This is a genomic window from Halorussus caseinilyticus, assembly GCF_029338395.1.
Lineage (GTDB): Archaea > Halobacteriota > Halobacteria > Halobacteriales > Haladaptataceae > Halorussus > Halorussus caseinilyticus.
Map to the genome: position 1 here is coordinate 969679 of NZ_CP119809.1, position 14491 is coordinate 984169.

The following is a 14491-nucleotide window of genomic DNA, read 5'->3' on the forward strand; positions in this document are numbered from 1 at the left end:
CCCAACCGATTGCGTTGCCTGCGGTCCTCATCCCTCGCACGACGATGGCGCGACACGGGGTCGCGCCAGCGCGCGCCGGGTCGGAAGCACAGTTCGCAATGCCACGCCGACGGGTCCGGCGGCTATCTCGCGCGACGACCGATAAAAAACGAAACCGCGGAAATCTGCGTCTCGGAGTCGCTCAGGCCACGAGTGCCGCCGCCGCGTCGGTGGCGAACTGCCAGACCGGACCGAATCCGGGCAACAGCAGGACCGTGACGATTGCGGCCGCGGCGAGCGCGGCGTAGAGACCGACGGGCTTGGACTCGATGTCGAACTCGCCCGAGGGGTCCTCTATCCACATCGCCTTCACGACCCGCGAGTAGTAGTACAGCGACAGCGCGCTGTTGATGGCACCCGCGGCGGCGAGCCACCAGAAGCCCGCGCCGACGGCCGCCGCGAACAGGAAGTACTTGCTCACGAAGCCGCCGAACGGCGGGAGACCGGCGAGGCTGAACAGGAAGACGGTCATCGCCACGCACGCGAACGGCGCTTGCGTGGACAGACCGTTGAAGTCCTCGAACTTCCGGCCGACCGACCAGTACTCGGTGAGACCGATGAACAGGAACGCGCCCGTGTTCATGAAGCCGTAGACGAGCAGGTGGGCCATGCTCGCGCCGAGGACGAACTCGTCGTTGCCGCCCGACAGCGCCGCCAGCCCGATGAAGACGTAGCCCGCGTGTCCGATAGAGGAGTACGCGAGCATCCGCTTCACTTTGTCTTGGGTCGCGGCCGCGAAGTTACCGAGCGTCATCGTCACGACCGCCAGAATCTGGGCCGCGAGGACCCAATCGACGCCCGCGGTCGCACCCGTGACGAGTTCTTCGACCGGGAACGCGACGGTGAACACGCGGAACGCCACGGCGAACCCGGCGGCCTTCGATGCCGACGAGAGGAACGCCGAGATGGGCGCGGGTGCGCCTTCGTAGGCCTCGGGTGCCCAGAAGTGGAACGGGACCGAGGCGGTCTTGAACGCGAACCCGCCCAGCACCATCATCACGCCGATGCCGAGGACGCCGGTCAGTTCCGTACTGCCGACGCCGCTTGCGACATCCGGCAGGAGCATCGACCCCGTGACGCCGTAGACGAGGCTGATGCCGTAAGCGAAGATGGACGACGAGAGCGCGCCGATGAGGAAGTACTTCAGACCCGCCTCGACGCTCCCGCGGTTCTTCTTCAGGATGGCGACCAGCGCGTACGACGGCAGACTGGCGAGTTCGAGGCTGACGAACACCACCGCGAGGCTGTTAGCGGCCGCCATCAGCGTCATGCCCGTCGCCGCGAGGGAGACGAGCGCGTAGTACTCGGCCTGATAGGAGTGGTCGCGCAGGTAGTCGTAGCTGGCGACCACGACCAGCACGGTCACGCTGGCGAACACGAACGCGAAGAACAGGCTCATCGTGTCGATGACGAGCGAGTCCTGATAGAGCCGAATCGGGTCGTCGCCCGTGCCCGCGAACAGGTACCACGCCGAGAGTCCGGCCGCCGCCAGCGACCCGAGGGTCGCGGTTCCGGCCAGCAGGCCGCGGTTGGTCGAGTTAGGATTGATGCTGTCGAGGACCAACAGGAGCAGTCCCGTCAGTCCGAGGACGAGCGCCGGACCGAGTGCCGTCCACGTCGGTAGTTCGACCGCCATCTATACACCACCTCCGGCCGCCGGAACCAGCGGATTCACTGCGTCCTGAATCATGCCGTAGAAGATGTTCGGGTCCACGCCCAGCAGGATGACCAACAGGATGAGGACCACGAGGGGAGCCACGTCGTGGAACGCGGCCGGACCGACCTCGTAGTCGGTCTCGACCTCGAACGTGCCGAACAGGGTGCGTTGCATGGCGAACAGCAGGTAGCCCGCGACCACGACGATGCCGAACATCGCGGCGGCCGTGAACCACACCGAGCCAGCGAACGCGCCGAACGACCCGAGGAAGATGAACAGTTCGGCGGCGAACCCGGCCATCAGCGGCAGGCCCATGTAGCCGAACGCGCCCGCGACGAACACCGCGACCGTAATCGGCATCTTGCTCGCCAGTCCGGACATGTCCGAGACCATCCGGGTGTGGGTCGTGTTGTAGATGACGCCGACCGACATGAACATCAGGCCCGAGATGAGACCGTGAGCGACCATCTGGAAGGTCGCACCGCCCATGCCGTAGAGCGTGTACGCCACGAGTCCGAGGATGACGTACCCCATCGAAGACACCGAGGAGTACGCCACGATGCGCTTGAGGTCCGATTGAGCCAACGCCAGCATCGCGCCGTAGATGACGCTGACCACCGCGAACAGCGCGATGATTTGGGCGTTGTTCTGAGCCACCTCCGGGAGCATCGTGAAGTTGAACCGGAGCAGGGCGTAGGTACCCATCTTCAGCAGGACCCCGGCCAGCATAATCGAAACCGGCGTCGGGGCCTCGACGTGGGCGTCCGGAAGCCACGTGTGGAACGGGACCACCGGAACCTTCACCGCGAATCCGGCGAACATGGCGACGAACGCCGCCACCTTCAGGGTCTCCGCGCCGACCGGACCCAGACTACCGAGTTCGCCCGCGCGAAGCGCTTGGGCGACGGCGGGCATGTCGAGGGTCGTCACCGAGTCGCCGAGACCGAACACCAGAGCGATGAACCCGATGAACATCACGAGGCTGGCGATGTTCGTGTAGACGAACATCTTGATGGCCGCGTACTTGCGCCGGGGACCGCCCCAGACGCCGATGAGGACGTACATCGGAACTAGCACCATCTCCCAGAAGACGAACCACAGGAAGAAGTCCAGTGCCGAGAAGACACCGAGCAGGCTCGCCTCGAGGAAGAGCATCAGGCCGTAGAACTGGCTCTGGCGCTCGTCGATGGGCGTCCACGACGCCAGCAGTGCCAGCGACGTGAGTACCGTGGTCAGCGCGACCAGCGGCATGCTGATGCCGTCGAGTCCGACGTGCCAGTTCAGCGCGTACGGTCCCGCGACGACCCAATCGAAGTTCGTCTCGAAGGCCAGTTCGCTCCCCTCCAAGAGGGCGTTGCCGCTGGCCTCGTACGTGCTGTACATCCAGAGGCTCCCGACGAGCGGGAGCAGACTGAGCGCGAACGCGAGTTTGCCCGCCACCTTGTTCGGGGCGAGGAACACCGCGAACGCGCTCGCCAACGTCACCGCGATGAGTGCTTCAATCCACATTCAGAACCAACCTCCCACGAGACCGACGACGACGAGAAGGACGACGAAGCTCGTCGTCAACAGGAAGGCGTAGTTCGACACCACGCCGGTCTGGACGCGCTTGAGGCGACTCCCACCGAACAGGCTCACGCTGGAGACGCCGTTGACCACGCCGTCGATGACGCCTTGGTCGAACTTGTCCGCGGCGCGAGCGAGCGGCAGGGTGAAGCCCTCCGCGAGCCAGACCTGATACTCGTCTTGGTAGTAGTTGTTGAACAGCACCGTCTTCGCACCGCCGAGTTTTTCGGTGTGTTCCTCGGGCGAGGGGACGGCGTAGAGCTTCCACGCGAGTCCCGCGCCAGCCAGCGCGAGCGCCAGCGAGAGGCCCGCGCCGAGCAGGACGGTCGTAACCTCCGAGCCGATGGTGCCCGCCGAGTAGTGGGCGAAGTCGTGGAGCAACTCGCTGTAGTGGTGGGCCGAGAGCGCCTCGGGACCACTGTCGAGCCACTGGTGGAGGAAGTCGATGCCTTTCACGCCGAGTACCTTCTGAACCGGGAGCATGTTGACGACGCCCGCGACTGCCGCGAGGACGCCGAGGACCGCGAGCGGACCCTTCACGTTCCAGCGAACGTCGTGGGGGTTGCGCGCGGTGTCGGACCGGGGTTCACCGTGGAAGGTCAGCGCGACCATCCGGAAGGTGTAGAAGCCGGTGAAGAACACCGCGAGCAGACCCATCACGTAGGCCGCCAGCAGCAGCGGCGTGTTCAGGCCGTGAACGAGCGCCTCGTAGAGAATCTCGTCCTTCGACCAGAAGCCCGCGAACGGGACGATGCCCGCCAGCGCGAGCGAACCGGAGAGGAACGCGTAGTAGGTCACGGGCATCTTCTCCTTGAGACCGCCCATGTCCCACATGTCCTCGTTGTGGTGCATCGCGATGATGACCGACCCCGCACCGAGGAACAACAGTGCCTTGAAGAAGGCGTGGGTCATCAGGTGGAAAGTCGATGCGACGTAACCGCCAGCACCCAGTCCGAGCATCATGTAGCCGTACTGGGAGATGGTCGAGTACGCCAGCACCTGCTTGATTTCGCGCTTGACGACGCCCATCGTCGCCGCGAACAGCGCCGTGAAGCCGCCGACGAACGCGATGAGCGCCAGCACCTGCGGAAGCAGGGCGTAGAACCCGTAGATGCGCGCGACGAGGTAGACGCCCGCCGCGACCATCGTCGCCGCGTGAATGAGCGCGGAGACGGGAGTTGGACCCTCCATGGCGTCGGGAAGCCACGTGTGCAGTGGGAACTGCGCGGACTTGCCGACGACGCCGCCGAGGATGAGCAGTCCGAGGACCGCGAACCACGCCTGCGGGTCGAGACCGAGGTAGGTCGTCACCTCGGCCGCGCCCTCGCCCGCGAGAACCTGTTCGGCGATGTGGGGGAACGACTCGATGCCCTCGCCCGCGACGAACATCGACGTGCCGAAGGTGGCGAAGACGCCGACGAGTCCGACGAGGAAGAAGTAGTCACCGAAGCGGGTGACGAGGAACGCCTTCTTCGCGGCGCTCGGCGGCGCGTCGTCGCGGAACCAGAAGCCGATGAGGAGCCACGAACACAGGCCCACCAGCTCGAAGAACATGAACGCCATCAGCAGGTTGTCCGCGAACACGAACGACAGCATGCTCGCGGTGAACAGACCCAGACCGGCGTAGTACCGGGGCAGGCCCGTCTCGCCCTCGTCGTTCATGTATCCGAGGCTGAAGATGTGGACGAGGAACGCGACCAGCGAGACGATGATGAGCATCATCGACGACAGCGGGTCGACGAGAACGCCCAGATGCAGGTCGAACGTCGCCTCGCCAGTGCCCGCGACCCACGTCACGTACTCGTGGTAGGTCTCGCCGCCCGACACCGTGAGGAACACCCACAGCGACAGGAGCAGCGAACCGCCGGTGGCGAGGATGCCCGGAATCGCGCCGCCCTTGGGGAGCAGTCGCGGGGCGAACGCGCCGACGAAGAGGGCGATTAGGAACGATACGAACGGCAGGGCCGCGATGACCGGAGTCAGTTCGAAGGGGAGTGCTGCCATCGTTTCACCACCTCATCGTTGTCGCTTCGGTTACGTCCACGTCCGCGAAGTTGCGATACAGGACGAGGATGATGCCGATACCCACTGCGACTTCGGCGGCCGCCAGCGCCAGCGTGAACAGACTGAACGTCTGGCCCGTCAGGTTGCCGTGGAACCGCGAGAACGCGACGAGGTTGATGTTCGCCGCGTTCAGCAGTAGCTCCACGCTCATCAGGAACAACAGCGCGTTCCGGCGGGTCAGGATGCCGAAGACGCCGATTGCGAAGACGGCGGCCGAGAGCAGGAGGTAGTACTGAATCGGAACCATCACTGCTCACCTCCGTCGGTCGCAACTTCGCGCCCGGACGACTCGCCGACGACATCTTGGGGCGAACCCTTCTTGTCGGCCGCTTTCGAGCGCAGGGCCGACGTAATCTCGCCGCCTTCGTCGCGGCGGGCCAGCATGACCGCGCCGACGAGCGCGGCGACCAGCACGAGGTCGATAATCTCGAAGGGAATCAGGAACCCTTCGCTCGGCACGGCGTTCTGCGCCGGGATGTTGAACATCGCGTAGCCGATGCTGGCGGTGATACTCGCGTCGCCGCCGAAACCGCTGGCGGCGTCACCGAACTCCGCACCGACGAACACCCACGCCATCACTGCGAATAGCGCGAGGGCGGCTACGCCGGGTAACATCCGGCTTCCGTCGTCGTTGGATTTCGTAGTCATACCTCTGTCACCTCCTCTGTCGTGGCCTGACGCGTGAGCATCACGGCGAACGTGATGAGGATGAGAACCCCGCCCACGTAGACGAGGATTTGCATCGCTGCGAGGAACTCGGCCTGCAGCATCACGTAGTGTACCGCGACGGAAAGTAGCGCGACACCAAGCAGTAACGCCGAGTGCCACACGTCCCGCGCCAGGACGACGCCCAGACTGCTCGCTATCGTGACGAGAGCGAACAACCCGAACGTAAGTGTCTCGTATACCATTTCAGTCACCTTGAAATTCTAGTAATCGTCCTTTTAAGGTTTCGAGACGGACTTACTGGTAGTCCACCTCGCCTTCGCCCTCGCCAATCCACGCACTGCGGTCGGGTTCGCGGGATTCGAGGGGGTCTATGTCCTTGTACCACGGGACGTTCTTCAACTGCTCTTTGTTGTACACGAGGTCGTCTTTCGTGTCGCCCGTGAACTCGAAGTTCTCCGTGAGCAGGATTGCGTCTACGGGGCACACTTCCTCGCACAACCGACAGTAGATGCACTGTCCGATGTGGAGGTTGTACTGCTCGCCGTTGCGCTGGTCGTCCTGAACGATTTGAATCGTGTCGTTCGGACAGACGTTCTCGCACTGGCGACACCAGATACAGCGCTCTTGGCTGAACTTGTGGACCCCGCGGAACCGAGGGCTTACTTCGGGTGCCACGTCGGGGTACTCGACCGTGAACGTGGACCCGTCCAGTGCGTGCTTCAGCGTCGTCGCCATCGATTTCAGTACACCAATCATTAGAGCATCACCCCAACGATGACGGCCGTCAGGACGAGGTTAGCGAAGCTCAGGACGAGCATGCCCTTCCAGCCGATTTCGATGAGTTGGTCGATGCGGACGCGGGGAACCGCCGAACGCGCCCACTGCGTGAACAGGAAGACGGCCCAAATCTTGACGACGAACCAGACGAAGTTCAACGATTCGGGCAGGAACGGACCGCTCGCGCCGCCGAGGAACAGCGTCGTGATGATTGCTCCGCCGAGGAAGATGTGGAGGAACTCGCCGAGGTAGAACAGCACGAAGTACACCGACGAGTATTCGGTCTGGTACCCTCCGACGATTTCGGTCGGCGCTTCCGGGATGTCGAACGGATTCCGGCCGACTTCCGCGAGGTTCGCCACCACGAACAGGATGAACGCGAAGGGGTTCACGAACGCGAACCACGACGGAATCGTGACGCCCGCGATAGTGAACAGCGCCTCCTGCTGGGCCGCGACGATGCCACTCATCTGGAGCGTGTCGGTGAACAGCACGACCGACGCCGCCGTCACGACGAGCGGAATCTCGTAGGCGATGTTCTGCGCGATTGCGCGCAGACCGCCCATCATCGAGTACTTGTTACTCGACGCGTAGCCAGCCATCGCCAGTGCGAGCGTCGCGATAGAAGCGACCGCGAACACGTACGCCATCCCCGTCTCGGGGTCCGCGAGGTGGATGTTGACGCCGAAAATGTGACCCATCGGAATGACCGCGAACCCGAGCAGTGCCGACCCCGCCATCACGATTGGCGCGATGTCGAAGGCCGGACGGTCGGCGTTGTCGGGGATGATGAGTTCTTTCCCGAGGAGGCGAACGGCGTCGGCCACGATGATGAGCAGACCCGCGGGACCGACCCGGTTGACTGCGATGCGGTCGGTGAACGCCGCGGTAATCTTCCGCTTGGCCCACGGCCCGGCGACGCCCGTCATCGCTAGCATGATGTTGCCGATGAGGAACGCGCCGAGGAACGCCGCAATCGCCTCCTGCCACGGGGCCATGTTCGCGCCGAACAGCCACTCCCCGATGGTCTCGGGGAGCAGGGGTTCGGCCTGACCCTGTAGGGGAACGAACCCGGTCATTAGCGGTCCACCTCGCCCATGATGGTGTCGAGGCTTCCGATAGTCGCGATGAGGTCGGGCAGGTAGTCGCCCTGCGTCATCGCCGGGAGCGCCTGCAGGTTCGAGAACGACGGTCCGCGAATCTTGAACCGGCCGGGTTTGTCGGTGCCGTCAGACCGGATGTAGATGCCGAGTTCGCCCTTGGCGGCCTCGACCGCCTTGTAGATTTCCGTGTCGGGGTCGGGCTTGAGCGTCCGCGGGACGTTCGACTGGATGTTGCGCTCGTCTTCGGGCCAACTCTCCAGCAGGTCCACGCACTGGCTGACGATTTTGGCCGACTCCTCGATTTCGCGCATCCGGACGAGCAGTCGCGCGTAGTTGTCACAGCCGTCTTCGGTGACGACGTTCCAGTCGAGTTCGTCGTAGTAGCCGTAGGGGTCGTCCCGGCGCAGGTCGTAGTCGATGCCCGACCCGCGGGCGACCGGTCCCGTACAGCCGTACTGCTTGGCGACTTCGGGTTCGATGACTCCCGTGTCGATGGTCCGCTTCTGGAGGATTTCGTTGCGACTCAGCAGGTCGTGGAACTCCTCCAGCGCGGCGGGCATGTCGTCGATGAACTCCCGAATCTTCTCGAACCACGCTTCGCGGGGTTCGGGCAGGTCCCAGACGACCCCGCCGAGTCGGAAGTAGTTGAACATCATCCGCTGGCCCGTCAGGTCCTCCAAGATGTTCTGGACCTTCTCGCGCTCTTGGATGCCGTACATGAACGTCGCGGTGAAGTCACCGATAACGTCTAGCGCGTACGCGCCGACCGCGAGGATGTGCGAGAGGAGACGGCTGAGTTCCGCGCTCAGCGTCCGAATCACCTTCGCGTACTCGGGGACTTCGATGTCGTTGAGTTCCTCCGCCGCGCGAGCGTAGGCCCACTCGTTGAGCAGTCCCGCGCCGCCCCAGTCCCATCGGTCCGGGTACGGCATTATCTGGTGGCGGTAGGTGGACTGCTGGCACATCTGTTCGTCGCACCGGTGGATGTAGCCGATGTCCGGCGCGACATCCGCGACCTGTTCGCCGTCGAGCGTCACTTCGAGGTGGAGAACGCCGTGGGTCGCCGGGTGGTGCGGGCCGATGTTGAGGAACATCGTGTCCGACCCCTCGCCGGACTCGCGGTGGTCGGCCTCCAGCGGGTTGGCGTTCTCTTCGAACGAGACGATTTGCGGTTTGTCTTGGTCGTAGTCCGAACTCAGCGGGTGGCCCTGCCACGTCTCGGGCAGGAGGATGCGAGTGAGGTTGGGGTGGTCGTCGTAGTCGATTCCCACCAAGTCGTAGGCCTCGCGCTCGTGCCACTCGGCGGTCTTGTAGACCGGCGTCGCCGACTCGCTGGTCGGGTTCTCAGCGTCGGTCGGGACGACGACGCTGACCTCTTGGGTCGGGTCGTCGTACTTCTTGAGGTGGTAGATGCTCTCGTAGCGGTCCTCGTAGTCCTGCGCGGTGAGACACGAGAGGTGGTCGAAGCCCGCTTCGTCGCGGAGCGTCCGGAGGGTCTGTTGAACCTCGTCGGGTCGGACGACGAACCCCTCGGCGTTGAGGTGTTCCTCGCGGTCGAGGACGCGTTCACCCAGCAGGTCGGCCAGTTCGTCGTAGTCGAGACCGGCCTCCGTGACGCCTACGTCCGGAGTGCGTTCTTCTAAGCTCATGGCGAATCAGTCCAGTTGTAACGCATTACGAGCGTCTCCTCGTCGATTTCGCCCGCGAGCTTTTCGACAACTTCGTCGCGTTCGAGGTCGCCGAACTGCTCCAGTTCGTACGGCTTGACCGTCACCGGACTGGTCTCGCCGTTGGCGACTCGCTCCTGCAACTTGACGACGCCGTAGATGAGCGCCTCGGGGCGAGGCGGGCAACCGGGGACGTGGATGTCCACCGGGATGACCTCCTCGGCACCCTTGATGACGTTGTAGCCCTCTTGGAACGGACCGCCCGAGATGGCACACGAGCCCATGTTCACGACGAACTTGGGTTCGGGCATCTGGTCGTAAATCCGCTTCATCCGGGGGGCGAACTTCGAGACGATGGTCCCCGGAACAATCATCACGTCGGCCTGTCGCGGCGACGCGCGGGGAACCCCGGACCCGAAGCGGTCGAGGTCGTGTTTGACCGCGTACGTGTGCATCATCTCGATGCTACAGCACGCGATACCGAACTGGAGCATGAACATCGAGGACCCCCGAACCCAGTTCATGAACTTGTCGAACTTCGTGAGGATGAACGGCGACGAGCCGAACGCCTCCCGAAGTTTGGAGTTGAATCGGTTGTCCACGCCCTCCATCCGGGCTTCCCGTGTTTTCGTCTGCGGGTCTGTGCTACCGTGAATCGTCTCCCGTGGTTCGTTGCTCATTGTCTATCGACGCTCCGTTGGGAACGGTCGGGATTTCGTACCCACCGTACGGCACCGTTACGCCACGCCCAGCCGAGACCGACGGCGAGGACGCCGATGAACAGCAACATCGGAAGCAGGCCCTTCGTCAGGCCCACGCCGTCCATCGAGACCGCGCTCCGGTAGATGACCGTCCAAGGGAAGATGAGAACGGTCTCGATGTCGAAGACGACGAACAGCAACGCGACCATGTAGTACTGTATGTTGAAGCGGATTCGCGTGCCGCCCGTCGGCACTTCGCCGCTCTCGTAGGTGGTGGTTTTTCCTTTTTCGGGCACGGTGGGCCGGAGCAGGCTGGATACCGCCATCATTCCGACCGGTATCAACAGCCCCACCAGCGCCAACGCGCCAATAGCTATCCATGGATTCATGCCGATATTCTCCTACCATCCCGAGATTAGAAACGCACCCCTATAAGCGTTGATTCTTACGCTTCCTTCGTCTTAGGCCGGAAAACTACTCGTATTCCCGGTGATGGTTTCTCTCGGATTGAATCAAATATAGAACCCGGCCACATTTGGTGACAAATTACGTGAGGAACGTCAATCGTCAGTTCGGTTGTGTCCGTCGCGCCCGAAAATATAAAAGTCCCAACCCCTACCGGCGGAAAATAGGCGTTGGAGCGTTGTTTCCCTACTGTCTCCGGAGTCCATTACATAACGAGCTAGTCATACTCCAAAAATACATACCGGAATACTTTTATATATTTTGAATCACAGGGTAATAACGACGTGAACCATTTATGAGTAAACACAAACAGCGAGATGGCATAAACACCGAGAAAACGTCGAACGACGACGTACGAGACTACTACTCACAGTGTCACTCCATCTATCACGAGAAGTGGTCGGACGACAGCGACAGAGAGAGCATCCACTACGGATACTTCGACGAGGGGACCGAAACCCTCGGCGAGGCTGTCCACAACATGAAGTCGAAACTCGCCGACAGCGTGGACCTCGGTCCCGACGACCGAGTGCTGGACTGTAGTGGCGGGTACGGCGACAACGCGACGTGGCAGGCCAAAGAGCGCGGCGCGGAAGTCGTCGGCCTGAACATCAGTCCCCTCCAGTTGAGTTACGCCCGCGAACTGGCGAAAGAGCGCGGCGTGGACGACAAAGTCGAGTTCCGCGAGGACGACTTCACCAAGATGGAGACGGTAGAGGACAACTCCTTCGACGTGGTGTGGGGTCTCGAATCCATCTGCTACGCCGACGACAAGCGCGAGTTCCTCGAACAGGCCAAGCGCGTCCTCAAGGACGACGGTCGAATCGTCGTCACCGACTGGTACATGGAGAAGCGAGACCTCTCGTTCATCGAGGACCTGATGGTCACCCAGTGGTTGAAGGGATGGCGACTGAGCAACTACGCTCACATCGACGACTTCCAAGACGACCTCGCGGACCTCGGGTTCGAGAACATCACTTCCGAGAACGCCGAGGACAACATCATGAAGTCGGCGTTCGACATCTTCCTGTTTAGTCTCTGGGGCTATCCGCTCGGAAAACTGCTGAACTTCTTCGGACGCCAGAACGACACCGAACTCGGCAACGCGGTGGCCTGTTTCTACCAGTATCCCGCGCTCAAGAGCGACGCCGTGACCTACAGTATCGTTTCCGCCGAACTGTAGTTTCGGTGTGTTTTTGTAAGAATTACCAGAACACTTATTATATTATAGTTTTGAATCCCTCTCGAATGAAACAGTCGAAACCACCGGGACCGGATGGTGTCCCCTTACTTGGAAACGCAATCGACTACGTAAAGAATCCCTTCGAATTTCGGGAAGAGTGTACCGAAAAGTACGGCGGGCTAATCTACACCGAGGCGGGGAGCAAGCCGATGTACATGGTGACCGACCCCAAGTACATCGAAGAGGTTCTCGTCACGAAAAACGAGAAGTTCCTCAAACCGCAGTTGATGCAGAAGCGACTCAACAAGGTGTTCGGCGACGGACTGTTGCTGAGCGAAGGCGACTTCTGGCGGAAAAACCGCGAAGTCGCCCAGCCAGCGTTCTACAGCGACCGAGTGACCGACTACGCCGACACGATGGTCGAACACGCCGAGCGGACAGTCGAGAAGTGGACGCCCGGCGAGACGTACGACATCGCCCACGAGATGGAACGCCTCGCGGTCGAAATCCTCATGGAGGCGCTGTTCAATCAGGACCGGGAGTTCGAAGAGAGCGCCATCGGCGAGGCGGTCCACTCCATCAGCGAGAAGTACGACCCCACGAACCCCTCGTGGTACGTGCCCAACTGGGTGCCGACCCCGGTGAACCGCCAGTACGAGGGGGCCGTCGAGAACCTCGAAGACGACGTGGACGACATCGTTCGCCACCGCAAGGAGAACGACGAGAATCCCGACGACTTGCTCAAACTACTGCTGGAGGCGAAAAACGACGACGACCACCAGATGGACGGCGACTTGCTCCGCGACGAAATCAACACGATTCTGCTCGGCGGGAGCGGTCCGATGGGACTCGCACTGACCTACTCGTGGTACCTGCTCTCGAAGAACCCCGAGAAGCGCGAGAAGTTGACCGACGAACTCGACGAGATACTCGGCGGCGACTCGCCGACGGTCGAAGACGTTCGGGAGTTCGAGTACACCGAGTGGGTCCTCAAGGAGTCGATGCGCCTCTACCCCCCGGTGTGGACGCTCGGCCGTGAACCGTCCGAAGACGTGGAAATCGGCGGCTACACGATTCCCGAGGGGGCGGCCGTGAACCTGACGCCGTGGTCGGTCCACCGCGACTCGGCCCACTACGACGACCCCGAGGCGTTCCGTCCCGAGCGGTGGGCCGAGGAAGTCGCCGACGAGCGCCCGGAGTACTCGTACTTCCCGTTCGGCGGCGGTCCCAGACAGTGTATCGGCAGACACTTCTCGATGCTTCAGGGCCAACTCGTCCTCTCGACGCTCGCTCAGGAGTACGAACTCGAACTGGTGTCCGACGAGGACCTCGACCTGAAAATATCGACCATCATCGAACCGAAAGACGGCATCGACATGGTCGTGCGAGAGCGGGAGTGAGATGGAGCGAATCGCTATCGTCGGCGGCGGAATCGCGGGACTCTGTACCGCCGCATCACTGACCGACCGGGGGTTCGACCCGGTGGTCTACGAAGCGGCCGACGAACCCCAACCGGCGGACGCGGGCATCTGGATACCTCCGAACGGGATGGACGTTCTCGACCGACTCGGGGTCGCCGACCGAATCTGCGAACGCGGCGTCCCCCTCGAACGGACGCTGGTCGAGGACGTGGCCGGCGCGACCATCTTCGACCTCGACCTGACCGCGGTCGAAGACACGTACGGCCACACCATCGTCTCGACGCACCGCGAGGAGTTACAGGCGGCGTTGCTCGGGGAGATTCCCGACTCCGCCGTCGAGACCGGTCGGCAATGTACCGGCGTCGAACAGGACGAGGCGTCGGCAACGCTCCAATTCGCGGACGGCGGGACTGCGAGCGCCGACGTGGTTGTCGGCGCGGACGGCGTGGAGTCGGACCTCAGAGCCGACCTGTTTCCCGAGGTGTCGCTACGGGACTCGGGAAGCGTCTGTTACGCCGCGACGACCGACGTGGAACTCCCGGCGTCGTCCCGCCGGATGGACCGCGCGATTTGGGGCCGAGGCAAGCGGTTCGGATACTCGGCGCTCGGCGACGGCCGGTCGTACTGGTTCGCACCGATAAACGGGTCGTTAGACCCCGTAGGGGGCGGCAACCCAGTCGAACGACTCGCGGAGTGCTACGCGGACTTCCCGGCCCCGGTGGGCGAACTTATCGCCGGGACCGACCCAGAGCGCGTCGCTCGCGTCGAGATGCGGGACTTCGACCCGATAGAAGAGTGGTCGCGCGGCCGGGTCGTCCTCGCGGGTGACGCCGCACACGCCATGCTCCCCAACCTCGCGCAGGGCGGCGCGCAGGCCCTCGAAGACGGGTTCGCGCTGGCGAAGTGTCTCGACGAACGCGCGTCACACCGGCGCGCGTTCGAGACCTACGAGGAGTTGCGCCTCGACAAGGCCCGAGAGATGGTCGAACAGTCGAGACAGCGAGGGAAGGTGGCCCAACTGGAGAACGGTATCCTCAGTCGCGTGCGGAACGTGATACTCGGCAACCTGCCGGAGTTCGTCAACGAGAAGTTCGAGACCGACATGTACGAGATGACGTTTTGACGCCACCGCCTCCGGTGATTCTTCGTACACTTCATCAGACGAACCGGTAACCGTAA

At 62.8% G+C, this 14491-nt stretch carries 14 protein-coding genes; 3 read left to right on the plus strand and 11 right to left on the minus strand.

Going from position 1 to position 14491, the window contains the following annotated elements:
• Positions 1-181: 181 nt before the first annotated feature.
• From P2T60_RS04990 to P2T60_RS05040, 11 genes are read right to left on the minus strand one after another with little or no spacing between them, the layout of a single operon-like run.
• The gene (locus P2T60_RS04990; protein ID WP_276281456.1) at positions 182-1675 is read right to left on the minus strand and encodes an NADH-quinone oxidoreductase subunit N; all 1494 of its coding nucleotides are present in this window, start codon (positions 1673-1675) and stop codon (positions 182-184) included.
• Positions 1676-3205: a complex I subunit 4 family protein gene (locus P2T60_RS04995; RefSeq protein ID WP_276281457.1), complete on the minus strand. Its 1530-nt coding sequence runs from the start codon at positions 3203-3205 to the stop codon at positions 1676-1678.
• Positions 3206-5266, minus strand: coding sequence for an NADH-quinone oxidoreductase subunit L (gene nuoL, locus P2T60_RS05000; RefSeq protein WP_276281458.1), 2061 nt, complete (start codon positions 5264-5266; stop codon positions 3206-3208).
• A 4-nt stretch (positions 5267-5270) separates the two neighbouring features.
• Complete coding sequence (gene nuoK / locus P2T60_RS05005) at positions 5271-5573, minus strand: NADH-quinone oxidoreductase subunit NuoK (protein ID WP_276281459.1); 303 nt, start codon at positions 5571-5573, stop codon at positions 5271-5273.
• On the minus strand, positions 5573-5974 hold the full coding sequence (locus tag P2T60_RS05010) for an NADH-quinone oxidoreductase subunit J family protein (RefSeq protein WP_276281460.1): 402 nt from the start codon (positions 5972-5974) through the stop codon (positions 5573-5575). The genes nuoK and P2T60_RS05010 overlap by 1 nt, the downstream gene beginning before the upstream one ends.
• Positions 5971-6237, minus strand: a complete 267-nt coding sequence (locus P2T60_RS05015) for an NADH-quinone oxidoreductase subunit J (protein ID WP_276282173.1) — start codon at positions 6235-6237, stop codon at positions 5971-5973. Before P2T60_RS05015 ends, P2T60_RS05010 begins: the two co-directional genes overlap by 4 nt.
• A 52-nt stretch (positions 6238-6289) precedes the next feature.
• The gene (locus P2T60_RS05020; protein WP_276281461.1) at positions 6290-6751 is read right to left on the minus strand and encodes a NuoI/complex I 23 kDa subunit family protein; all 462 of its coding nucleotides are present in this window, start codon (positions 6749-6751) and stop codon (positions 6290-6292) included.
• Positions 6751-7851 (minus strand): complex I subunit 1/NuoH family protein, encoded by a 1101-nt coding sequence (locus P2T60_RS05025; RefSeq protein WP_420028699.1) that lies wholly within the window; start codon positions 7849-7851, stop codon positions 6751-6753. The genes P2T60_RS05020 and P2T60_RS05025 overlap by 1 nt, the downstream gene beginning before the upstream one ends.
• Positions 7851-9524 carry an NADH-quinone oxidoreductase subunit D gene (locus P2T60_RS05030; protein ID WP_276281462.1) on the minus strand — a complete coding sequence of 558 codons (1674 nt, stop codon included), beginning with the start codon at positions 9522-9524 and terminating at the stop codon, positions 7851-7853. Before P2T60_RS05030 ends, P2T60_RS05025 begins: the two co-directional genes overlap by 1 nt.
• Entirely contained in the window at positions 9521-10222 is a 702-nt protein-coding gene (locus tag P2T60_RS05035; protein ID WP_276281463.1) for an NADH-quinone oxidoreductase subunit B, read from the minus strand. Before P2T60_RS05035 ends, P2T60_RS05030 begins: the two co-directional genes overlap by 4 nt.
• Positions 10219-10632 carry an NADH-quinone oxidoreductase subunit A gene (locus P2T60_RS05040; RefSeq protein ID WP_276281464.1) on the minus strand — a complete coding sequence of 138 codons (414 nt, stop codon included), beginning with the start codon at positions 10630-10632 and terminating at the stop codon, positions 10219-10221. Before P2T60_RS05040 ends, P2T60_RS05035 begins: the two co-directional genes overlap by 4 nt.
• 371 nt (positions 10633-11003) lie before the next feature.
• On the opposite strand from P2T60_RS05040, the gene P2T60_RS05045 reads away from it, so the two are divergent.
• The 3 genes from P2T60_RS05045 (at position 11004) to P2T60_RS05055 (ending at position 14435) form a co-directional block, all read left to right on the plus strand.
• Positions 11004-11891: an SAM-dependent methyltransferase gene (locus tag P2T60_RS05045; protein WP_276281465.1), complete on the plus strand. Its 888-nt coding sequence runs from the start codon at positions 11004-11006 to the stop codon at positions 11889-11891.
• 65 nt (positions 11892-11956) lie between these two features.
• Positions 11957-13291: a cytochrome P450 gene (locus P2T60_RS05050; protein ID WP_276281466.1), complete on the plus strand. Its 1335-nt coding sequence runs from the start codon at positions 11957-11959 to the stop codon at positions 13289-13291.
• A gap of 1 nt (position 13292) precedes the next feature.
• Positions 13293-14435 (plus strand): FAD-dependent monooxygenase, encoded by a 1143-nt coding sequence (locus tag P2T60_RS05055; protein WP_276281467.1) that lies wholly within the window; start codon positions 13293-13295, stop codon positions 14433-14435.
• Positions 14436-14491: the final 56 nt, after the last annotated feature.